The organism is Streptomyces sp. NPDC048650 (assembly GCF_043199095.1).
GTDB lineage: Bacteria > Actinomycetota > Actinomycetes > Streptomycetales > Streptomycetaceae > Streptomyces.
This window is the reverse complement of sequence record NZ_JBICVM010000008.1, coordinates 196,173-219,209: the sequence shown is the minus strand read 5'-3', so window position 1 is coordinate 219,209 and position 23,037 is coordinate 196,173. Positions and strand designations below refer to the sequence as shown.

Below are 23,037 nucleotides of genomic sequence, written 5' to 3'. Positions count from 1 at the left end.
GCCGCGGAGGCAGGAAGGTGGGTTCGCCCGGCCCCGGATTGGCATGCCGGAATCTCTCATGCCCCTGAGCTGGCAGCCCGGGGTGGAATCCAAGACAGCCACAACGACGTCGCGCAAGTCCAGTATTCCGCTGGGAAATGAGGAAGCTGGCAGCGAACGCATTCTGAGCGGCGGTTCCAAAACGATAGACCCGGATTGGCCGTTGCCGAAATCAGTTAGCACCAGGGCGAGTCAGAAGGATCACATCGAGAAACCGTTGACCCCCGTTGCGGCGCAAGCTACAACACAACACCACATGTCAGAGAGCTTTCGGATGGCCGGTGCAGCAACATCCGCCGACGCCCAGAACCCAGTTCGGAGGTCATTCACGGTCGCGCGCCGGGCGAAACATAGACGACGATCGGCCGTTAACCAAACCGGCGATCGCGAGCTATAACTGAGCCCATGGCAGTGCGTCCCCTTGAAATCGGTCTGGCAGGAACCCGGACCGCCCGCGATATCGAAATTCTCCGCACCGAACGCGGTCCTGCTTAGCCTTAGCTGGCCGCCCGCGTCACCGTCCTCGGCCGACCCATGACCGCCACTGCGCTCTCCCACATCGAACGCAAGGCCCGACGCTGCGACATCGATGACTTCGTTGCCATCGCCACCGCACCCGGAGCCTCCCCGCGCAGCCTCTTCGCCAGCTCTCCCAGTGATCGGAACGACCCGGAGCGGGCGGAACATAGCCGACGATCGCCGGTTGGCCAAACCGGCGATGCTCCGCATCATTGAATATCCCGGCACCCCGTCGTGCCTTCTTTCGGTAATCCGCTCTTTCCATGCGAGGAAACCCTTTGCCTCGACCCCTCGTAAGCCCTGCCCGAAACCCTCTCGACAACGAGGAGGCGGGGTGCTGATGAATGGCTCCAGCCGCTCGCGCGACAAAATGACCGTGGACGAACTCTGCGCCGATCTTCAGGTCTCCCGGTCGGCTTTCTATGACTGGCCCTGAAAGGGGCAGGTGCCCCGCTGGGTGAAACTTCCGAACGCCATTCTGCGTATCCTCCGCAATCATCCGGAGAACTAGCCCACCGATTGCGAGTGCCGCGCATGACGAACCGGCCCTTCAAGGTCCGCTCCCTCCCGTACCTCACAGAGAATCTCCTATGCCTGCCCGATCTTTGCGTGCCCCCACAGCTTCCCCGGGCGCCCTGCACACGGCCTTCCTGACCGTGAAGGACGCCGCCGAGTACCTCGGCCTCTCACCCCACACCCTCTACGTCTGGCGCCACCGTCGACAGGGACCTCCGAGCTTCCGCATGGGTCCACGAGGCCGCGTCATGTATCGACTCGAAGCCCTCGATGCCTGGGTCCGCGAGCAGGAGCAGGCCGACTCGCGCTCAAACGCGGCTCTCAACCCGCTGAACGCTCCTCGTCAGGAACGGTCCACCCGCCTCACCAGCGCCTGACGTCGCAAGCGCCGTAGAACGCCGTCTCCATCCTCTACATCAAGGAGTCCCACCTGACCGGCTACATAGAAGACCGATGGCTCAAGAAGCGCCCCAACCCGACGACCGGCAAGCGTGAACGCACGACCATGTATGGCAAGTGCACCCGCTACCGCGTCAAGGGCATCCCCGGCGTCAAGGACCGTTCCTTCGACGTACTCCAGGACGCCAAGACCTGGCTCGCCCAGGCTCAGACCGACGCACGTCGGGGCGAGTTCGTCGATCCACGCGATGGAGCCATCTCCCTCAAGGACTACATCGCGACCCACTGGTGGCCCACCCAGGGTGGCGACCCGTCCACCCTCGAACGCATCGAGCAACGGGTCCGCCAGCACATCGTCCCGCACCTCGGTGCCCTGCCGCTCAATGGCGTCGGTACCGAAGTGCTGCGGAGTTGGAAGAAGCGACTCGAGAAGGATCTGGGCCCTACCTCCATCCGTCTCGTCTGGGCCACGCTGTCCGGTGTTCTCCAGGCTGCCGTCGAAGATCGACGCCTCGCACGTAACCCGTGCCGTGCGAGCACAGTCCGCCCTCCGGCGGCTGCACCGGGCCGGGTCGAGGCATGGTTGCCCGAGCGCGTGCTGGCCGTACGCGCAGCTATCCCGGACCGCTACCGCGTGCTTGTCGGGATTGGTGCTGGACTCGGCCTGCGACAGGGAGAGGCGTTCGGCCTGTCGATGGAGGACATCGACTTCGACGGGGAGATCGTCCATGTCCGGCGCCAGGTCAAGATGGTACGGACGAAGCTCTGCTTCGCGCTTCCCAAGGGGCGCAAGGTACGCGACGTACCACTGCCCTCAAGCGTGGCCAAGGCACTGCGGCAGCATGTGGAGTTCCTCGCACCCGTGCCGGTCACCATGCCGTGGGACGATCCGCGCCCGCCGCAGACCTCGGTAGAAGCCAAGCACCGTCGGCCCAGGACGTACAACCTCCTGGTGACGGGCCGCGAGCGTAAGGCGATCAATCGGAACTACTTGAACTCCTACGTCTGGAAGCCCGCCCTGGCCGAGGCCGGCGTGATCGCCGCGCTGGAGGAGAGCGCACTGGACGGATCCCGAGCCTGGGAGCCCTCCCGGGAGCACGGTTATCACGCCCTGCGTCACTTCTACGCCTCCGAGCAGTTGGAGGCCGGCGAGTCGGTCGTCTCCCTGGCCAGGTGGCTCGGCCACTCTGACCCCGGCTTCACGCTCCGGAAGTACGCACACTTCCTGCCCCGCGCCGGTGCGCGCGGCGGCGCCGCCATCGACGAGGTCTTCGCATAGCCGCAAGCCGACCGGCAGGCGCTCGGTCCTGGCGCAAAGTCCCAGAGAAGTCCCAGAGGTGCCGCCGCACCCCCTCCTGGCCCGTATTCGCGCAGGTCAGAAAGGGTGCAGCGGCATCCGCCGTTCAGATGTCCCGGAAGATCTCGATCTGCGCGCCGATCGAGTTCAGTCGTTCCGCCAGATCCTCGTAACCCCGGTTGATGACATAGACGTTGCGCAGGACGGAGGTGCCCTCGGCGGCCATCATCGCGAGGAGTACGACGACGGCGGGGCGCAGCGCCGGGGGGCACATCATCTCGGCGGAGCGCCAGCGGGTGGTGCCCTCGACCAGCACGCGGTGCGGGTCGAGGAGCTTGACCTGGGCGCCCAGGCGGTTGAGGTCCGTCAGGTAGATGGCGCGGTTGTCGTAGACCCAGTCGTGGATGAGGGTCTGGCCCTGGGCGCTGGCCGCGATGGCCGCGAAGAAGGGGACGTTGTCGATGTTCAGGCCCGGGAAGGGCATGGGGTGGATCTTGTCGATGGGGGCCTGGAGTTTGGAGGGGCGGACGGTGAGATCGATGAGCCGGGTACGACCGTTGTCGGCCGCGTACTCGGCGCTGCGCTCGTGGTCGAGGCCCATCTCCTCCAGGACCGCCAGCTCGATCTCCAGGAACTCCACCGGAACCCGGCGGATGGTCAGTTCGGACTCGGTGACCACCGCCGCCGCCAGCAGGCTCATCGCCTCGACCGGGTCCTCGGACGGCGCGTAGTCCACGTCCCGGTCGATGTGCGCGAGGCCGTGGACGGTCAGCGTCGTGGTCCCGACGCCCTCGACCTTGACGCCCAGCTCCTCCAGGAAGAAACACAGGTCCTGGACCATGTAGTTGGAGGAGGCGTTGCGGATGACCGTGACGCCGTCGTGCCGGGCGGCGGCCAGCAGGGCGTTCTCGGTGACGGTGTCGCCGCGCTCGGTCAGGACGATCGCGCGCTTGGGGGAGACGGTGCGGTCGACCTCGCCGAGATAGGTGCCGTCGGTCGCGGTGATCTCCAGTCCGAAGTGCCGCAGCGCCGTCATGTGCGGCGTCACGGTACGGGTGCCGAGGTCGCAACCGCCCGCGTACGGCAGCTTGAAGCGGTCCATCCGGTGCAGCAGCGGGCCGAGGAACATGATGACGCTGCGGGTGCGGCGGGCCGCCGCGGTGTCCATCGCCTCGAGGTTCAGCTCGGCGGGCGGGATGATCTCCAGGTCGTTGCCGTCGTTGATCCAGCGGGTGCGCACGCCGATGCTGCCCAGCACCTCGAGGATGCGGTAGACCTCCTCAATGCGCGCCACTCGCCGCAGAGTTGTCCGGCCGGCGTTGAGGAGTGTGGCGCAAAGCAGCGCCACACAGGCGTTCTTGCTCGTTTTGACGTCGATGCTGCCGGAGAGCCGGCGTCCGCCGACCACCCGCAGATGCATCGGCCCGGCGTAGCCGAGCGAGATGATTTCACTGTCCAGGGCCTCGCCGATGCGGGCGATCATCTCAAGGCTGATGTTCTGGTTGCCGCGTTCGATGCGGTTCACCGCGCTCTGGCTGGTGCCGAGCGCCTCGGCGAGCTGCGTCTGTGTCCAGCCCCGGTGCTGTCGGGCGTCACGGATGAGCTTGCCGATGCGTACGAGGTAGTCGTCTGCCATGGACTGACCGTATCTCAGATATGAGATGGTTGCCGGTATTGACGCTGGTCGCATTGTCTTGATTTCTCCGGGTAGTTGTTCTAGTAATATGCGAACAACTCAAACTGGAGGTTGTCATGGCGGGTAAGAAGCCCGAGGAGACCGCCCCGCATTCGGCGCGGCGCCGGGCCGGCGCCGCGTCCGGGCCGGTACGGAACTGGCTGGCCGCCTTCCCCTTCGTCGCTGCGCTCGCCTCCTTCGCCGGGGTCTACGCGGCGGTCTTCGAGCGGCTGCCCGAACCGCTCGCCACCCACTTCCGGTCCGACGGCCGGACAGACGGATACGCCTCCGTCCAGGGCTTCCTGACCGGCATGCTCGTCATGCTCCTCGTCCTCGGCGTCGGCCTCGGCGTGCTCGTCCAGCTGCGGCGCACCGCCCCGGGAATCCGCTGGTCGATATCGGCCGGATGGGGGGTCGCCGCTCTGTCCGGGTACCTGGCGTGCCTGACGCTGCTGGTCAACGCGGGTGTCACGGACGCGTCCGAGGTGCGGCTCCCGTTCTGGCAGGTCGGGGTGGCCATGGCCGCGGGCGTCCTGTGCGGCGGGCTCGGCTGGCTGCTCGCCGGTCCCGACGAGCGGCCGGCGGCGCACCAACCGTCCGGCACCGAGCGGCGGCTCGCCCTGGGCGGTGGGGAGGCGGCCGGCTGGTCGCGGTGCGTCAGCTCGCCGCTGATGGCCGCCGTGAGCGCGGTGCTGCTGGCCGCGGCACTGGCGATCGGCTTCACCGGTGACTGGATGGTCGGCGGCGGACTCCTCGTCGGTGTCGTGGTGGTCGGGGCGATCACCTCGGTGCGGGTGACCGTGGACCGGCGCGGTCTGGCGCTCGCGCCGACGCTGCTGCCGTACCCTTTCCGGCGCATAGCGCTCGACCGGGTCGAGGGGGCCACCAGCCGGAAGGTCGTCCCCTTCACCGAGTTCGGAGGCTGGGGCTATCGCGTCCGGCCGGGCGCCAGCGGCCTGGTGCTCCGATCGGGTGATGGGCTGGTGCTGCGGCTCGCCAACGGCCGGGAGTTCGTCGTGACGGTCGACGACGCGGCCACCGCCGCCGCACTGTTCAACACGTATCTCGACCGTGCGCGGGCACGGCAAGGAGGCTGAGGTGCTCTTCCGGGTCGACCCCTCCTCCACCGTCCCGCTCGGGGACCAGATCGCGGCCTCCGTGCGCGGCGCCATCGCCGGCGGTTCGGTGCGTGCCGGCGAGCGACTGCCCGCGGCCCGCGCGCTCGCCGGGTCCCTCGGGGTGAACGTCCATACCGTGCTGCGTGGCTATCAGCGCCTCAAGGAGGAGGGGCTGATCGAACTCCGCCGCGGGCGCGGCGCCGTGGTCACCGGGGCCGCGCCCGCCGCCCGCGCCCGGCTCGGCGAGACGGCCGAGCGGTTGATCGCCGAGGCGCGCCGACTGGGGCTCTCGGACGAGGAGATCGTGACGGTGGTGCGTGCGGGGCTCGCCGGCACGTGAGGCCGAGCGGCGCGCCCGCGTCGCGGGAGCAGCACGCGGTAGCCGCCCGACGTGCGGCGGGCGGCTACCGCTGCGGCCTGGTCCCTCGCCTCTCCCGGGCCCCGCGGAAGACCGCCTTGCGAAGCCGCGAGCCCTCAGAAGGCCGTCACATCGACCTGCTCCAGGCGCGCCGGATCGGCGAGGACGTTGATCTCCACGATCCTGCCGTCGGCGACGGTGAACCCCATGACGGAGAAGGCCCGGTCCTTGCGGACCGTGATGAGCCCCGGCGCGCCGTTCACCAGCGCCGGCTGCGCGGCAAGGGCGAAGCGCGAGAACGTCAGCGCCTGTGCCACCACGGCCCGCGCCCCGCGCACCACCTTCGACAGGTTCGGGGACGCCGTGCCGCCGTCGGAGCGCAGCAGGACGTCCGGGTCGAGGACCGCGAGCAGCGCTTCGAAGTCACCGTTGCGGGAGGCGGCGAGGAAGGCGTGCACGACCTCCCGCTGGCGGGGCAGGTCGGCGTCGGGGGCCGGGGCGGCGCCCTGGACCCGGCGGCGGGCGCGGCTGGCGAGCTGGCGGGCGGCGGCCGGGGTGCGTTCCACGATGGGCGCGATCTCGTCGAAGGGCACGGCGAGCATGTCGTGCAGGACGAACGCCAGCCGCTCGGCGGGAGCCAGTGCATCGAGGACGACGAGCAGCGCCAGCCCGACCGAATCGGCCAGCAGCGCCTCCTGCTCGGGGTCGACGCCCTCCTCGCGGCTGATGACCGGCTCGGGCACATGGGTGTCCAGCGAGTCCTCGCGCAGCGCCTTGCGGCTGCGCAGCATGTCCAGACACACCCGCCCGACGACCGTCGTCAGCCAGCCGCCCAGGTTCTGCACGCCGTCCGCTCCGGAGCGGCTCAGCCGCAGCCAGCTCTCCTGTACGGCGTCGTCCGCCTCGGTCAGCGAGCCGAGCATCCGGTAGGCGACGGCCCGCAGATGGCGGCGGTGCTCCTCGAACCGCCGTGCCAGCCAGTCGTTCCCGCGCGCGTCCGCGGTGTGTTGCCCGAACTCGTCCATGCTCACAGCCCTCCGTTGCGGTTCCTCACCGCACTGACGAACGGGATGCCGCAGAGGTGACACGCCGGCCGCCGCGGGACCCGTGCGGGGCGGCGCAGGTCGCCCCGTTCCGCCAAGCGGCCACCGACTGCAGCCGCTCGTCGCTCCCGCCGCCCTCCGTCGCGGGGCCGTCGCCGGAGGCCGGTTGGTTCCGCTACGCCCGGCCGCACCTCTCGTGCTGCTTGACCACGGTCAGCGTGATCTTCAGCGCGCTCATCCGGGCCCCTGGGGCCGGCTGCTGGCCGCAGACCCGCCAGTGGGCCGGCCAGAGCACATGGCGTCCCCTGCCGAGCCCGTCGCGGAAGTGGACGTCCGTGTGGTAGTGCAGCTTCTGGTACGCCGCGACCAGATTCGTGCCTTTCACATCGGGCATCCTGCCGGGGCCGGTGTCGGCCTGTGCGGGGGCGGCCGCGGCGAGGGCGGCGAGGACCAGGGCCGCCGTCAGGGCGGTCTTGTGCGCGGGGGTCTTCTTCATGACCGGAGGAATGACCGTTCCGTGTGCCGGCCACGCCCCGGCCGACCTGATCGGATCAACCGGGACGGAGGCTCGACGGCGATCGATCCAGGTTTGCCGTCACAGGGTGGCCGGTCAGGGCATGACCTCGGCGTGGCGATGTATTAGAGTTATCTCGACATCGAGATATCTGACGAGAGGCGTACCGCTGCCGCGCCAGTAAGGCATACCTAACTTAGGCATACCTTAGCGGATGGGCAAGCTCCTGTGACGGCAGGATTGCGGCGGTACGCGCGAATTTCATGCATGGAGGAGACTGTCGTGTCGGCGAACAGCTTCGACGCCCGCAGCACGCTGCAGGTGGGCGACGAGTCGTACGAGATCTTCAAGCTGGACAAGGTCGAGGGCTCCGCCCGTCTGCCGTACAGCCTGAAGGTGCTGCTGGAGAACCTGCTCCGCACTGAGGACGGCGCGAACATCACCGCCGACCACATCCGGGCGGTCGGGAGCTGGGACTCCCAGGCCCAGCCCAGCCAGGAGATCCAGTTCACGCCGGCTCGCGTGATCATGCAGGACTTCACTGGCGTGCCCTGTGTCGTGGACCTCGCCACCATGCGTGAGGCCGTCAAGGAGCTCGGCGGTGACGCCGACAAGATCAACCCGCTGGCCCCGGCCGAGCTGGTCATCGACCACTCCGTCATCGCGGACAAGTTCGGCACGAAGGACGCCTTCGGCCAGAACGTCGAGCTGGAGTACGGCCGCAACAAGGAGCGCTACCAGTTCCTGCGCTGGGGCCAGACCGCCTTCGACGAGTTCAAGGTCGTCCCGCCGGGCACCGGCATCGTCCACCAGGTCAACATCGAGCACCTGGCCCGCACGGTCATGGTCCGGGGCGGCCAGGCGTACCCCGACACGCTCGTCGGCACCGACTCGCACACCACGATGGTCAACGGCCTCGGCGTGCTCGGCTGGGGCGTCGGCGGCATCGAGGCCGAGGCCGCGATGCTCGGCCAGCCGGTCTCCATGCTCATCCCGCGCGTCGTCGGCTTCAAGCTGACCGGTGAGCTCAAGCCCGGTACCACCGCCACGGACCTCGTCCTCACGATCACCGAGATGCTGCGCAAGCACGGCGTCGTCGGCAAGTTCGTCGAGTTCTACGGCGAGGGCGTCGCCGCCACCTCGCTCGCCAACCGCGCGACCATCGGCAACATGTCGCCGGAGTTCGGCTCCACCGCCGCGATCTTCCCGATCGACGACGAGACCCTGAAGTACCTGCGTCTGACCGGCCGCAGCGACCAGCAGGTCGCGCTCGTCGAGGCGTACGCCAAGGAGCAGGGCCTCTGGCTGGACCCGGCCGCCGAGCCGGACTTCTCCGAGAAGCTCGAGCTGGACCTGTCGACGGTCGTCCCCTCGATCGCCGGCCCGAAGCGCCCGCAGGACCGCATCGTCCTGGCCAACGCCGCGCAGCAGTTCGCCGTCGACGTCCGCAACTACGTCGCCGACGACGAGGAGGCCGGCAAGGAGTCCTTCCCGGCGTCCGACGCCCCGGCCGCCACCAACGGCATCCCGTCGAACCCGACCACGGTCACCGCCCCCGACGGCTCGACCTACGAGATCGACCACGGCGCCGTCACCGTCGCCGCGATCACCTCCTGCACCAACACCTCGAACCCCTACGTCATGGTCGCCGCGGCGCTGGTGGCCAAGAAGGCGGTCGAGAAGGGCCTGACCCGCAAGCCGTGGGTCAAGACCACCCTCGCCCCCGGCTCCAAGGTCGTCACCGACTACTTCGACAAGGCGGGCCTGACCCCCTACCTCGACAAGGTCGGCTTCAACCTCGTCGGCTACGGCTGCACCACCTGCATCGGCAACTCCGGCCCGCTGCCGGAGGAGGTCTCCAAGGCCGTCAACGACCACGACCTGGCCGTGACGTCGGTGCTCTCCGGCAACCGCAACTTCGAGGGCCGGATCAACCCCGACGTCAAGATGAACTACCTCGCCTCCCCGCCGCTGGTCGTCGCGTACGCCCTCGCCGGTTCGATGAAGGTGGACATCACCAAGGACGCGCTCGGCATCGACCAGGACGGCAAGCCGGTCCACCTGGCCGACATCTGGCCGACCGAGGCCGAGGTCAACGACGTCGTGGCGAACGCCATCGGCGAGGACATGTTCAACAAGTCCTACCAGGACGTCTTCGCGGGCGACGCCCAGTGGCAGGCGCTGTCGATCCCCACCGGCAACACCTTCGAGTGGGACCCGCAGTCCACCTACGTCCGGAAGCCCCCGTACTTCGAGGGCATGACGATGGAGACCACCCCGGTCTCCGACATCACCGGTGCGCGCGTCCTCGCCAAGCTGGGCGACTCGGTCACCACCGACCACATCTCCCCGGCCGGTGCGATCAAGGCCGACACCCCGGCCGGCACGTACCTCACCGACCACGGCGTCGAGCGTCGCGACTTCAACTCCTACGGCTCGCGCCGTGGCAACCACGAGGTCATGATCCGCGGCACCTTCGCCAACATCCGCCTGCGCAACCAGATCGCGCCGGGCACCGAGGGCGGCTTCACCCGCGACTTCACCCAGGCCGACGGTCCGGTCTCCTTCATCTACGACGCGTCGCAGAGCTACCAGGCCGCCGGCACCCCGCTGGTCATCCTGGCCGGCAAGGAGTACGGCTCCGGCTCGTCCCGTGACTGGGCCGCCAAGGGCACCGCGCTGCTCGGCGTCAAGGCCGTCGTCGCCGAGTCCTACGAGCGCATCCACCGCTCGAACCTCATCGGCATGGGCGTCCTGCCGCTGCAGTTCCCGGAGGGCGCGTCCGCCGAGGCCCTCGGCCTGACCGGTGAGGAGACCTTCTCGGTCACCGGCGTGACGGAGCTGAACGACGGCACCACGCCGCGCACGGTCAAGGTCACCACCGACTCGGGCGTCGAGTTCGACGCGGTCGTCCGCATCGACACCCCCGGCGAGGCGGACTACTACCGCAACGGCGGCATCATGCAGTACGTGCTGCGGTCGCTGATCCGCAAGTAAGCGACACCCGGCACGCCAAGGGCCGCACCCCCGCGCAGGCGGGGGTGCGGCCCTTCGCATGTTTCGCCGGTCCGGCCCCGTTCGGACCGGACCTCGGCCGTCACCCGCCGGACGGCCTCCCGTCCGCCAGGAGCTCCACCTCCGCGAGCCTCGGCGTCGCGCCGCCCCCGGAGGGGACCAGACGGTAGTGCGCGTACGGGCCCGGTCGGGCCAGGGTGAAGACCCGGGTCTGGTGGTCCCAGCGGAAGGTCTCGCCGGTGCGCCGGTCGAGGTCGGTCCAGGCCGAACCGTCCGACGACCCCTGGAGGACCCAGCCGGTGGGCGCCTCGGCGTGGTCCGACGAGGTGAGGGTGTACTGGACGGCGCGGGCCGCGCCGGAGGACACCGGCAGGTCGGTCGGGGCCGCTACGGCGGCGTCCGTGTCGGAGGTGTTGTCCAGCAGTGGCGAGCCGCCGGGCACGGTCACATCCTCGGTGAGGGCGGGGACGCGGTCGCCCTGGGTGAGGGAGGTCGGCCCGGCGTTCCTGCCGCTGCCCCAGGACGAGGGCTTCGGCCCCATCGCGAAGTCCAGCCGGCCGCCGCGGGCGAGGACCGAGTGGGGCAGCGCGGTGGAATTCCAGGACTTTCCGTTGACCTCGAGTCCCTGGACGTAGATGTTCCGGGCGCTGTTGCGAGGGGCGTTGACGACCAGATCCCGGCCGTTCTCCAGATGGACGGTCGCCTTGGTGAAGAGCGGGGAGCCGACCGCGTATTCGCCCTGGCCCATGACCAGCGGATAGAAACCCAGTGAGCTGAAGAGGTACCAGGCGGACATCTCGCCGTTGTCCTCGTCGCCCGGATATCCCTGGCCGATTTCGCTGCCCAGGTACAGCCGGGAGAGCGCCTCGCGGACCTTTTGCTGGGTCTTCCAGGGCTGCCCGGCCGCGTCGTAGGTGTAGGCGATGTGGTGCGACGGCTGGTTGCTGTGGCCGTACATTCCCATGCGGGTGTCGCGGGCCTCGGTCATTTCGTGGATGACATCACCGTAGGAGCCGGCGAATTCCTTGGCGGCCGTCTCCGGGGTGGCGAAGTACGCGTCCAGCTTCTTGGCCAGCGCGGCGCGGCCACCGTACAGATTGGCCAGGCCGCGGGTGTCCTGCGGGGCGGTGAAGGCGTATGTCCAGGCGTTGGTCTCGGTGTAGTCGTTGCCCCAGACGCGAGGGTCGAACCTGTCGGGGCTCAGGCGCCAGTTGCCCTTGGCGTCCTTGCCCTGGAAGAAGCCGACCCTGTTGTCGAAGAGCGTGACGTAGTTCCGGGCACGGTGCAGGAAATAGCGCGACTCCTCCTGGTAGCGCTGCTTGTGCGTCCTGGCGTACAGCGCCTGCCCCATGCGGGCGATGCCGAAGTCGTTGAGATAGCCCTCCAGCGCCCAGGACATGCCCTCGCGGGTTTCGGTGCCGGTATAGCCGAGGAAGGGGGAGGTGTTCATGCCCTTACGGCCGACGCCGGGATCGGGCGGCGCCACCGTGGCATTCTTGACGGCCGCGTCATAGGCGGCCTCGGCGTCGAACCCCACGCCCTTGGCGTACGCATCGGCGAAGGCCACATCGGAACTCGTGCCGGTCATCAGGTCCGCATAGCCGGGGGAGGACCAGCGGGAGATCCAGCCGCCGTCCTTGTACTGCTGGACGAAACCGTCGACCATCTTCCCGGCCCATTTCGGGGTGAGCAGGGAATAGGCGGGCCAGGTGGTCCGGTAGGTGTCCCAGAAGCCGTTGTTGACGTAGATCTCGCCGTCGACGATTTTCGATCCGGTGCGGGTGGGGGTGTCCGGACCGGTCTGCGGGGAGAACGGGCTGGCGTAGCGGGTTCGGGAGCCGACCCGTTCCGAACCGGAGTTGGGATAGAGGTAGAGGCGGTAGAGGTTGGAGTAGAGGGTGGTGAGCTGGTCTTGGGTCGCGCCCTCGACCTCGATGCGGCCCAGGATGCCGTCCCACTGGGCCCGGGCGCGGTGTTCGACGGCGGCGAAGGTGGCGTCGGCGGGGATCTCGCGGGACAGGTTCGCCTTCGCCTGGTCCACGCCGATCAGGGAGGTGGCGATGCGCATGGTGACGGTGCGGTCGGCGCCGGGCTTGAAGCGGAGATAGCCGGTGACGTCCTTGCCCCCGGTGCAAGCACCGGCTCCACTGGAGCGGCTGACGCCGCACCCCCTGCTGTCGAGCTTGCCGCCACCGGTGACGGGCGCGTCGAAGACCCCGTAGACGAAGAGCCGGGTGGCGCCGACGGACAGGCCGCTCTTGACGTCGGAGAAGCCGGTGACGACGCCGTGCTCGGTGTCGAGGGTCAGGCCGCCCTTGTTGTTGACGTTGTCGAAGATGAGGTTCGCGTCGTTGCCGGGGAAGGTGAACCGCATCATGGCGGCGTGGTCGCTGGGGGTGATCTCCGTCTTGAGGCCGTTGTCGAAGGTCACGCCGTAGTGGTGCGGGTGCGCGGTCTCGTTGGCGTGGTGGAAGGGGAGGGCGCGGGCGGTGCGGGAGGCGTCGGGGGTGCCGGCCGCGGTGGAGGGCATCACCTGGAAGGTCTGGCGGTCGCCCATCCACGGGCTGGGCTCGTGGCTGGCGCTGAAGCCCTGGAGGGTGGGGAGGTTGTCGGCGTTGTTCTTGCGCGCGTACTCGTAGAGCCAGTCGGACGAGCGGGCGTTGGTGACCGGCGTCCAGAAGTTGAAACCGTTGGGCACGGCGGTGGCGGGGAAGGTGTTGCCCCGCGAGAAGCCGCCGCTGGAGAGGGTGCCGCGGGTGGTGAGGGCGTAGCCGGAGAGATGGGGCAGCCGCTTTGGCGGGGGCGCGGGCGCGAGGGTGAGATCGTCGAGCCAGCCACGGAAGGCCCGTGCGGCGGCCGGGGTCTCGGGGGCGTCGTAGGCGACGAGGATGCGGTCGACGGTCTTGCCGGCGGCGACCGCGCCGATGCGCGACTCGCGGTGGTTCCACTGGTTGACGTACAGCGTCTTGGAGGCGGCCTGGCCCTGCGGTGTCAGCGGGGCGCCGTGCTGGTCGACGGCGTGCAGATCGCTGAGGTAGGTGCCGTCGGTGAAGGCCAGGTCCACGGCGACATGGGTCGCGGGGTAGGAGAGGTCGGTGGTGCCCATCTCCGGGAAGAGCGTGTACGAGAGGGAAGTCGACGCGTCCACGGGCAGGTTGACGTCGAAGAGCCGGTTGTACGCGTAGCCGCGTGCGGAGCCGGTGTGGGTGCCGGCGTAGCGCAGGGCGTGGGTGCCGGTGAATCCCGCGTGCGCCTTGGCGGTGGGCGAGTCGGCGGGGCCGGTGTCGGGCCGGCTCGTCATGCCGCGGGCCGTGGGTGCGCCTTCCGGGGCGACGCCGGCGGTCCGGGGCCGGCCGTCGGGGCCGGTCTCGACGCTGTCGGTCCAGGTCGGCGCCGGTTCGCCCGTCTCGAAGGAGGAGCGGAACTCCGTTGTGGCGGCGGGCTTTTGGGGCGCCGAGGCCCGGGCCGGGCCGGGCAGGGCGATGACGAGCAGGGCGGCCGCCACGAGGGCGACGGGGCGGGTGGATCCCCGCGGTGGACGGTGCCGGTGTCTGAGCCGCACGCGAGCCCTCTCAACGTGGTTGACATCGTTGTCAGTTGAATGGCGCCGAGAATCACAGAGGCGAGTGGGGATAAGCAGAGATAAGTAAGGGGGGTGGGGGGATTGGTGTCAAGGGTGCTGCTGCGCTCGGAGGGTCGCCGCTTCGGCCGGGCCGAACCGCCGTGCCGGTCGAGGGGAGCGCCCTGGCATACCGGTGAGGTCTCAACTAGGGAAAGACGCTGCCCAACCCTGCATTCGATCTTGCCCCTTCGGCCGGAAGTGGACTATACCTGTCGGCATCCGAGCGGCCGCGCGACCGGGCCGTGGATCCGGGGGGAGTGCCGGGGAATGGATGATTTCCCCGCGTCTTCCTAGCGCGTATCCCACGCGTCCGGTGCACATCCCGTACAACTCAGCTTCATCTGACCTGCGGTGCCGGGGTGGCTCCGGTACACCGCCTGAGTCCTGAAGAAGGCGAGGACTTGAGCATGGGATCCACCTCAGAATTCAACCGTCGCGATCTGGTCAAGCGGGCCGCCGCCCTGGGCATCGTCGCCGTACCGGCCATGACCATGTTGTCGGCGTGCGCCGGTGCCTCCAGCGGAGACGGCGACAAGGTCGCCAAGGGAAAGAAGACGGCGAAGAATCCGCTGGCCGTCAACGAGTCCGCGGGGCTGGACGTCGTCATCTTCGACGGTGGGTTCGGCGACAAATACGCCAAGGACGCACAGGCCGAGTACGCCAAGGCGTTCCCCAAGGCCGCCGGCAAGGTCAAGCTCTCCTCGACGCAGAAGATCCAGTCCTCGCTGCAGCCGCGCTTCAACGGAGGAAATCCTCCCGACCTCGTCGACAACTCCGGTGCGGAACAGATGGATTTCGGCACCCTCGTCGGCAAGGACCAGCTCACCGATCTCACACCGCTTCTCGACGCTCCCTCCATCGATGACCCGACGAAAAAGGTGCGCGACACGCTGCGCCCCGGTGTCCTTGAAATGGGGCAGTTCGGCGGCAAGGAGACCTGGATCCTCTACTACGCGTACACCGTGTACGGCGTGTGGTATTCAAAGGGCAATCTGCAGAAGCTGGACGCGGAATATCCCGAGACCTGGGACGACATGCTCGCGCTGTGCGCGAAGGCCAAGAAGAAGGGGATCGCGGGCTGGGCCTATCCGGGGAAGTACCCCTATTACCTGCCCTTCAGCCTGTACCCGATGATCGCCAAGATCGGCGGCGAGGAGGTCCTGCGGCGGATCGACAATCTGGAGCCGGGCGCCTGGAAGGACCCGGCCGTCAAGGCGGCCTTCGACGCCTACTACGAGCTCTACAAGAAGGGGTACGTCCTCAAGGGCTCGCCGGGACTGGACCACCTCCAGTCGCAGAACGCGTGGGCCAACGGCAAGGCGCTGTTCATCCCCAACGGCTCGTGGGTGGAGAACGAGTCCGCCAAGCAGATCGCCAAGAACCCGAAGTTCGACCTCGCGGTCGGCGCGCCGTCCAGCCTCTCGTCCTCGGACAAGCTGCCCTTCGGCACGATCTGGGCGTCGGGCGGCGAGCCGTACATCGTCCCCAAGCGGGCGCAGAACGCCGAGGGCGGCATGGAGCTGCTGCGCGTCATGCTCGGCAAGAAGTCCGCGCAGAACTTCATCAAGCAGGTCTCCTCGCTCTGTTCCTTCAACGGCGGCACCGACGGCATCACGCTTCCGCCGGGTCTGGCCTCGGGGCAGCAGGCGCTGCAGAAGGCCGGCTCGAACATCGTCAATCCGCGGTTGCAGGACTGGTATGTGGCGCTGCAGAAGGAACGCATCGGGGTCGGCGCACTCGGCGAGATGATGGCCGGCCGGATGACGCCGGACGAGGCCATAAAGAAGATCCAGAAGTATGCGGACGACACCCGCGACGACTCCAGTGTCAAGAAGTACAAGCGCTGACCGACGAGTTCGTGAGGCACCTCCTGGGGCCCCCGGCGTCGGCCGGGGGAGGCCCGGGGGCGCGCCACCAGCGGTGGCATCCGCAGGCAGAGAACGGGATCGGGAGTCATGCAGCACGGTAAATACCGTTTCATCGCGGGGTTCCTGGCGATCCCGCTGGCGATCTATGCGATTTTCGTCATCTCGCCGTTCGTACAGGCCATCTACTACTCCTTCACGGACTGGACCGGCCTGAGTCCGGACATGAAGATGATCGGCTTCGACAACTACGTCCGCCTCTTCCAGGACGACGTCTTCTGGGCCGCCGTCGGCAACAGCGTGACGCTGCTGCTCCTGCTGCCGGTGGTGACGCTTTCGCTCGGGCTCTTCTTCGCCCTCATGCTGAACGTCGGCGGGCGCCGGCGGAAGAATGCCGTGATCGGTGGCGTCCGGGGTTCGGGCGTGTACAAGATCCTGTACTTCTTCCCGCAGGTGCTGTCCGTACCGATCGTCGCCCTGCTGTTCCAGTTCGCCTACAACCCGGAGAGCGGTGCGCTCAACGCGTTCTTCAAGGCGATCGGTCTGGACGGTGTGCAGCCGGACTGGCTGGGAGATCCGGGGATCGCCCTGTGGTGTGTGATGGGCGCGATGGTGTGGGCCAATGTCGGTTTCTACGTCGTGCTCTTCTCGGCCGGTATGAGCTCCATTCCGAAGGACTTCTACGAGGCGGCACTGCTGGACGGTGCGAACCGCTTCGACATGTTCTTCCGGATCACCCTGCCGCTGCTGTGGGACACCGTGCAGACCGGCTGGATCTATATGGGCATTCTCGCCCTGGACGTCTCGGCCTTCGCCTTCGTGCAGATCATGAGCGTCGGTCCGGGCGGCCCCGACTATTCGACCGAGGTCCTACCGCTGTACGTGTACCAGAAGACCTTCCGCGACGGTCAGGCCGGATACGCGACGTCCATCGGCGTTTCCCTGCTGGTGGTGACCCTCATCTTCTCGGCCGTGGTGATGCGGCTGGGACGACGTGAGCGACTGGAGTTCTGATGAGCGCGCAGACGGATCCCGTGGAGCTGTCGGAGGTCACGAAGGAGAAGCCGCCGGCCGGCCGGTCCGGTCCGCCCGGCGGCCGGCGCCTCCGCGGCAAGGGGAAGGGCAAGGGCAAGGGCCGGACCCTCAACGTCTTTTCGCACGGCGTCCTGGTGATCTGGGGCCTGCTGGTCACCATGCCGCTGCTGTGGGCGGTGGTCAGCTCCTTCAAGGACGACACCGAGATCTTCGGCGCGCCCTGGGGGCTGCCGTCGGTCCTGCACTTCGACAACTGGGCGCGCGCCTGGGACAAGGCCAGCATGGGCCAGTACTTCCTCAACTCGCTGATCGTGGTGGGGGGTTCGCTGATCGGCACGATGCTGCTCGGGTCGATGGCGGCATATGTGCTGGCCCGGTTCGACTTCCCCGGGAACCGCTTCGTGTACTTCCTGTTCGTGGGCGGCATGGGCTTCCCGATCATCCTGGCGCTGGTCCCGTTGTTCTTCGTCATGAAGAACATGACGCTGCTGGACACGTACCACGGGCTGATCCTGGTCTATATCGCCTACTCCCTGCCGTTCACGGTCTTCTTCCTCAGCGGGTTCTTCCGCACGCTGCCGACGTCGGTGGCGGAGGCCGCGCTCATCGACGGCGCCTCGCACACCCGCACCTTCTTCCAGGTGATGCTGCCGATGGCCAAGCCCGGCCTGATCAGCGTCGGGATCTTCAACTTCCTCGGGCAGTGGAACCAGTACCTGCTGCCGACGGTGCTCAACGTCGGCGACCCGAACAAGAAGATGCTGACCCAGGGGCTGGTGGCACTGGCGGTGAGCCAGGGCTACAAGGGGGACTGGTCCGGTCTGTTCGCGGGACTGACGATCGCGATGCTGCCGGTGCTCGCGGCCTACATCATCTTCCAGCGGCAGGTGGTGGCCGGTCTGACGGCCGGGGCGCTCAAATAGTCCACCGCCGGGCCAGGGGCCTCCCGCCGGTTCACCGGGGGAGGCCCCGTCCGCTTCCCACGCATTTCCGCTTGATCTCTTGGCCGCTCAAGGACTTGACGGGAGACGGCCCGGGCGCGTCAGCTTAGATTCACATGTTGGAGACAGTGCTGGGCCCCACTGGTGTGGCCCGGCGCGGCGGGCGGTCGTCGTACTGCTCGCCCCAGGCGGGAGTGGATGAGTCGATGGAGACTCCGGGGTCGCAGTCCTCGCTGCACCGGGCCAATCTGGAGCGGGTCGTGCGGGCGGTGCGCATGGCGGGCTCGCTCACGCAGGCGGAGATCGCCCGGAGCACGGGGCTGTCCGCTGCCACCGTGTCCAACATCGTTCGTGAGTTGAAGGACGGCGGGACCGTCGAGGTCACCCCCACCTCCGCGGGCGGACGGCGGGCGCGGAGCGTCTCCCTCTCGGGCGACGCGGGCATCGTGGTGGGCGTCGATTTCGGGCACTCCCATCTGCGGGTGGCGGTGGGCAATCTGGCGCACCAGGTGCTCGCCGAGGAGGCCGAGCCGATCGATGTGGACGCTTCCGCCGCCGAGGGCTTCGACCGCGCGGAACAGCTGGTCAACCGGCTGATCGAGGCGACGGGGATCAACCCGGGCAAGGTCATCGGTGTCGGCCTGGGCGTCCCGGGCCCCATCGACGTCGAATCCGGGACCCTCGGGTCGACGGCGATCCTGCCGGGCTGGTCCGGTACGAACCCCAGCGAGGAGCTGTCCGGGCGCCTGGGTGTGCCCGTCTACGTCGACAACGACGCCAACCTGGGTGCGCTCGGCGAGCTGGTGTGGGGCGGCGGGCGCGGTGCGGCCGATCTCGCGTACATCAAGGTGGCCAGCGGCGTCGGCGCCGGCCTGGTGATCAGCGGGCAGATCTACCGCGGGCCCGGCGGCACCGCGGGCGAGATCGGCCACATCACGCTGGACGAGTCCGGGCCGGTCTGCCGCTGCGGCAACCGCGGCTGTCTGGAGACCTTCACCGCGGCGCGCTATGTGCTTCCGCTGCTGCAGCCCGGCCACGGCGCCGATCTGACCATGGCACGCGTGGTGCAGCTGGCCCGTGAGGGCGATCCGGGCTGCCGGCGAGTCATTGCGGATGTAGGCCGTCATATCGGTAGTGGTGTGGCGAATCTGTGCAATCTGCTCAATCCGAGCCGAGTGGTGCTCGGTGGTGATCTCGCGGAAGCCGGTGAGCTGGTGCTGGCGCCGATCCGCGAGTCGGTGTCGCGGTACGCGATCCCCAGCGCGGCCCGGCAGTTGGGGATCGTGCCGGGCACGCTCGGCGGCCGTGCCGAGGTGCTGGGCGCGCTCGCGCTGGTGCTGAGCGAGATGGGCGATTCGACCCTGCTCGACGGAGTACAGGGCGTGGACGCTCCCGCCCTGGCGACACAGCGCTGAGTTCATACAGCTAACGCATGGCACCGTTGTCATCTCGTTAAGGATTTACTCCTTGACGGTCGGCTGGCGGCCGAGTTGACTTCCAGCCACCTCGGCCGCAACGACGCGGCCTCGTCAGGGAGGCAACCCCATGAACGTTTGGACGCGTCGCGTCGTCATAGGCACGGCCGCCGTCTCGATGGCGCTCTCCGTCGCCGCCTGCGGCAAGGCCGGCGACGGTGCGAAGTCGGGCGGCGGCGACGGCAAGACGATCGGCCTGCTTCTGCCGGAGAACAAGACCACGCGTTACGAGACCTTCGACCGCCCGCTCATCGAGGCGAAGATCAACGCGCTGTGCAGCGACTGCAAGGTCAAGTACAACAACGCGGCGCAGGAGACCGAGACCCAGAAGAAGCAGTTCGACGCGCTGATCACCCAGGGCGTGAAGGTGATCATCCTGGACTCGGTCGACTACAAGGCCACCAAGTCCTGGGTGAACCAGGCCGCCAAGAAGGGCGTCAAGGTCGTCGCGTACGACCGGCTGGCCGAGGGCAACATCTCCGCCTACGTGTCCTACGACAACGAGAAGATCGGCCGCCTGCAGGGCCAGGCGCTGGTCAAGGCGCTCGGCGACGAGGCCAAGGACAGCAATGTCGTCATGATCAACGGTTCGCCGACCGACCCGAACATGCCGTTCTTCAAGAAGGGCGCCCACAGCGTCCTCGACAAGCAGGTCAAGAAGATCGCGTACGAGCAGGACATCCCCGACTGGTCGACGGACGAGGCCAACAAGAAGATGGGCGCAGCCCTCGACTCGCTCGGCAAGGACGGCTTCCAGGGCGTCTACTCCGGCAACGACGGCATGGCCGGCGGCATCATCACCGCCCTCAAGCAGAAGGGCGTCAAGGTCCCGGTCGGCGGCCAGGACGCCGAGCTCGCGGGTCTGCAGCGGATCCTCAAGGGCGACCAGGCGTTCACCATCTACAAGCAGATCAAGCCGCAGGCCGACTCCACGGCCGAGATCGCGGTCAAGCTGCTCAAGGGTGGGAAGATCGGCTCCCTGACGGACACCAAGGTCGACAGCCTCAGCGGTGAGGTCAAGGGCATCCCGGCCAAGCTGTACGACGCGCAGATCGTGACCAAGGACAACATCAAGGACACGATCCTCAAGGACAAGGTCTACAAGGCGAGCCAGATCTGCACCGGCGACGTCAAGAAGGCCTGCGAAGCGGCCGGTATCAAGTAGGCCCCGGCCCCCAGGCCCCAGCCCCAGGCCCCGGCCACCGGCTGTCGGCCGGCGGCCGGCGGCCGGCAACCCTGGGCCCTGCCGGGCCCGTTCCTGGCCCGGCCCGGCATCCCGGCCCGGCACCCCGGCTCCGCATCCCCGCCCGGCAGTCCGGCCTGTTCCGTTCCGTCCTGGCTCCGGCCCGCGCCGCCCCGTTCCGGGCGCGGGCCCTCGGCCGCACACCCCCCCGTTTCGCAGAGCCCCCGCTCTTCGCACCACCATCCCCGCCGTTGTGACGGCGGCGAAGGAGATGATTCACGTGTCCGCTACGCCTGTGCTGGCGTTGCGCGGAGTCTCCAAGCGGTTCGGCGCCGTCCAAGCACTGACGGACGTCACCCTGGAGATCCACCCCGGTGAGGTGGTCGCCCTCGTCGGCGACAACGGCGCCGGCAAGTCCACCCTGGTCAAGACCATCTCGGGCGTGCACCCGGTCGACGACGGCGTCATCGAGTGGGAGGGCGGGGCGGTACGCATCAACAAGCCGCACGACGCCCAGGAACTCGGCGTCGCGACCGTCTACCAGGACCTCGCGCTCTGCGACAACCTCGATGTCGTCGCCAACCTCTACCTCGGCAACGAGATCCGCACCGCGGGCGTCCTCGACGAGATCGCCATGGAGAAGCGCGCCAAGGAGCTGCTGGACACCCTGTCCATCCGCATCCCCAGCGTCCGCATCCCCGTCGCCGCGCTCTCCGGCGGCCAGCGGCAGGTCGTCGCGATCGCCCGCGCGCTGATCGGCGACCCGAAGGTCGTCATCCTCGACGAGCCCACCGCGGCCCTCGGCGTCGAGCAGACCGCCCAGGTCCTCGATCTGGTCGAGCGGCTGCGCGAGCGCGACCTCGGCATCATCCTCATCAGCCACAACATGGCCGATGTGCAGGCCGTCGCGGACCGCGTCGCGGTGCTGCGGCTGGGCCGCAACAACGGTGTCTTCGACGTCGAAGGCACCTCCCACGAAAAGATCGTCGCCGCCATCACCGGCGCCTCGGACAACGCCGTCACCCGCCGAAAGGCGCGTACGGACCAGGTGAAGAAGGAGCCCGGGGCATGAGCGACCTCACCAAGACGCCCGCGCCCGACAGTCGGCCCGCGGCCGAGAAGACCGCGCCGGCAGCCGTCGACCCCCGCCTGCTCGTCCGTGAGCAGGGCTTCGCGGGCTATCTCAAGGACTTCAAGCGCCGGGTGCGCGGCGGCGAGCTGGGCTCGCTGCCGGTCGTCATCGGCCTGATCGTGATCGCGATCGTCTTCCAGCTGAAGAACAGCAGCTTCCTGTCCGCCGACAGCCTCGCCAACATCGGCGTCTACACCTCCGGCCTCGGGATCATGGCCGTCGGCATCGTCTTCGTCCTGCTGCTCGGCGAGATCGATCTCTCGGTCGGCTCGGTCGCGGGCGTCGGCGCGGCCGTGTGGGCGGTGCTCAGCGTCACCCACGGCGTCAACGACTACCTCGCCGTCCTGATCGCCATCGTCGCCGGTATCGCCATCGGCGCCCTGCACGGGTTCTTTTTCGCCAAGATCGGCGTGCCCGCGTTCGTCGTCACCCTGGCCGGCTTCCTCGGCTGGAGCGGCCTGCAGATCTGGATGATGGGCAAGGAAGGCTCCATCAACACCCCGAGCGGCAGCCTGGTGGAGAGCCTCACCGGCTACTACTTCGAGGACAAGGCCGCCGCGTACGGGTTGGCGCTGGTCGCGGTCCTGGCGTACGCCGGATCGCTGCTGCTGGACAGCAAGCGACGCAAGACCGCCGCGCTGCCGTCCCGGCCGCTCAACGAGATCCTGCTCCGCACCGGCGTGGTCGCGGTGATCGCCTTCGTGGTCGCCTACGTCCTCAACGAGCCGGCCGGTGCCCGCGGCCTGCCGCTGGCGCTGGTGCTGTTCCTCGCCGTGCTGGTCATCGCGGACTTCGTGGTGCGCCGTACGACCTACGGGCGGCAGATCTTCGCGGTCGGCGGCAACGCCGAGGCGGCGCGGCGCGCCGGTATCAACGTCAACAAGATCCGGATCAGCGTCTTCGCGATCTCCGGGATGCTCGCCGCCTTCGGCGGACTGTTCATCGCCAGCCTCTCCGGCGGCGCCACCAAGAACCTGGGCTCCGGCAACACGCTGATGAACGTCATCGCGGCGGCCGTCATCGGCGGCACCAGCCTCTTCGGTGGCCGCGGCAAGATCTGGTCGGCGCTGCTCGGCATGCTGGTCATCCAGTCGATCCAGCAGGGCCTGAACCTGCTCGGCATGGCCAGCGAGATCCAGTACATGATCACCGGTGCGGTGCTGCTCGCCGCCGTGGTGATCGACTCGGTGTCGCGGCGGACGCAGAAGACCGCGGGGCGCACCTGACCGCGAGTCGCTGTACGGGTGCGGCGGCGCCTCCGGCGCACCTGACCGCGAGTCGCTGTACGGGT

The 23,037-nt window shown here is 68.4% G+C and carries 16 protein-coding genes; 12 read left to right on the top strand and 4 right to left on the bottom strand.

Translation table 11 applies throughout. The features are described 5' to 3' along the window. Positions 1-1,148 precede the first annotated feature (1,148 nt). Entirely contained in the window at positions 1,149-1,451 is a 303-nt protein-coding gene (locus tag ACGFML_RS23790; protein WP_159468968.1) for an AlpA family transcriptional regulator, read from the top strand. Between the two features lie 128 nt (positions 1,452-1,579). Further along, positions 1,580-2,752 (top strand): tyrosine-type recombinase/integrase, encoded by a 1,173-nt coding sequence (locus ACGFML_RS23785; protein ID WP_393546746.1) that lies wholly within the window; start codon positions 1,580-1,582, stop codon positions 2,750-2,752. 124 nt (positions 2,753-2,876) lie between these two features. Here the strand turns inward: ACGFML_RS23785 and ACGFML_RS23780 are convergent, their stop codons facing one another. Further along, positions 2,877-4,406 (bottom strand): helix-turn-helix domain-containing protein, encoded by a 1,530-nt coding sequence (locus tag ACGFML_RS23780; protein WP_393546744.1) that lies wholly within the window; start codon positions 4,404-4,406, stop codon positions 2,877-2,879. A gap of 116 nt (positions 4,407-4,522) precedes the next feature. Between ACGFML_RS23780 and ACGFML_RS23775 the strand changes: the two genes are divergently transcribed. Beyond that, a complete protein-coding gene (locus tag ACGFML_RS23775; RefSeq protein WP_393546742.1) occupies positions 4,523-5,542 on the top strand; it encodes a DUF1648 domain-containing protein in 1,020 nt (339 codons plus the stop codon). A gap of 1 nt (position 5,543) precedes the next feature. Further along, positions 5,544-5,903: a GntR family transcriptional regulator gene (locus ACGFML_RS23770; RefSeq protein WP_393546741.1), complete on the top strand. Its 360-nt coding sequence runs from the start codon at positions 5,544-5,546 to the stop codon at positions 5,901-5,903. Positions 5,904-6,037: 134 nt separating this feature from the next. Here the strand turns inward: ACGFML_RS23770 and sigJ are convergent, their stop codons facing one another. Both sigJ and ACGFML_RS23760 read right to left on the bottom strand, forming a co-directional pair. Beyond that, positions 6,038-6,946, bottom strand: a complete 909-nt coding sequence (sigJ, locus tag ACGFML_RS23765; RefSeq protein WP_393546739.1) for an RNA polymerase sigma factor SigJ — start codon at positions 6,944-6,946, stop codon at positions 6,038-6,040. A 193-nt stretch (positions 6,947-7,139) separates the two neighbouring features. Beyond that, complete coding sequence (locus ACGFML_RS23760; RefSeq protein ID WP_393546737.1) at positions 7,140-7,460, bottom strand: hypothetical protein; 321 nt, start codon at positions 7,458-7,460, stop codon at positions 7,140-7,142. Positions 7,461-7,760: 300 nt separating this feature from the next. On the opposite strand from ACGFML_RS23760, the gene acnA reads away from it, so the two are divergent. Continuing rightward, complete coding sequence (acnA, locus tag ACGFML_RS23755; RefSeq protein ID WP_393546736.1) at positions 7,761-10,475, top strand: aconitate hydratase AcnA; 2,715 nt, start codon at positions 7,761-7,763, stop codon at positions 10,473-10,475. A 100-nt stretch (positions 10,476-10,575) separates the two neighbouring features. On the opposite strand, the gene ACGFML_RS23750 is transcribed toward acnA, so the two are convergent. Next, positions 10,576-14,055, bottom strand: a complete 3,480-nt coding sequence (locus ACGFML_RS23750; protein WP_393546734.1) for a GH92 family glycosyl hydrolase — start codon at positions 14,053-14,055, stop codon at positions 10,576-10,578. Between the two features lie 467 nt (positions 14,056-14,522). Between ACGFML_RS23750 and ngcE the strand changes: the two genes are divergently transcribed. The 7 genes from ngcE (at position 14,523) to ACGFML_RS23715 (ending at position 22,972) form a co-directional block, all read left to right on the top strand. Then, positions 14,523-15,962 (top strand): N-acetylglucosamine/diacetylchitobiose ABC transporter substrate-binding protein, encoded by a 1,440-nt coding sequence (gene ngcE, locus ACGFML_RS23745; protein ID WP_393546732.1) that lies wholly within the window; start codon positions 14,523-14,525, stop codon positions 15,960-15,962. A 108-nt stretch (positions 15,963-16,070) separates the two neighbouring features. Next, complete coding sequence (locus ACGFML_RS23740; protein ID WP_393546730.1) at positions 16,071-16,994, top strand: carbohydrate ABC transporter permease; 924 nt, start codon at positions 16,071-16,073, stop codon at positions 16,992-16,994. Next, the gene (locus ACGFML_RS23735) at positions 16,994-17,938 is read left to right on the top strand and encodes a carbohydrate ABC transporter permease (RefSeq protein WP_393546728.1); all 945 of its coding nucleotides are present in this window, start codon (positions 16,994-16,996) and stop codon (positions 17,936-17,938) included. The genes ACGFML_RS23740 and ACGFML_RS23735 overlap by 1 nt, the downstream gene beginning before the upstream one ends. 224 nt (positions 17,939-18,162) lie before the next feature. Further along, a complete protein-coding gene (locus ACGFML_RS23730) occupies positions 18,163-19,371 on the top strand; it encodes an ROK family protein (protein WP_393547023.1) in 1,209 nt (402 codons plus the stop codon). Between the two features lie 130 nt (positions 19,372-19,501). Further along, on the top strand, positions 19,502-20,596 hold the full coding sequence (locus tag ACGFML_RS23725) for a sugar ABC transporter substrate-binding protein (RefSeq protein WP_393546726.1): 1,095 nt from the start codon (positions 19,502-19,504) through the stop codon (positions 20,594-20,596). A 289-nt stretch (positions 20,597-20,885) separates the two neighbouring features. Further along, the gene (locus ACGFML_RS23720) at positions 20,886-21,686 is read left to right on the top strand and encodes an ATP-binding cassette domain-containing protein (RefSeq protein WP_393546724.1); all 801 of its coding nucleotides are present in this window, start codon (positions 20,886-20,888) and stop codon (positions 21,684-21,686) included. Beyond that, entirely contained in the window at positions 21,683-22,972 is a 1,290-nt protein-coding gene (locus ACGFML_RS23715; protein ID WP_393546722.1) for a sugar ABC transporter permease, read from the top strand. Before ACGFML_RS23720 ends, ACGFML_RS23715 begins: the two co-directional genes overlap by 4 nt. The last annotated feature ends 65 nt before the right edge of the window (positions 22,973-23,037 follow it).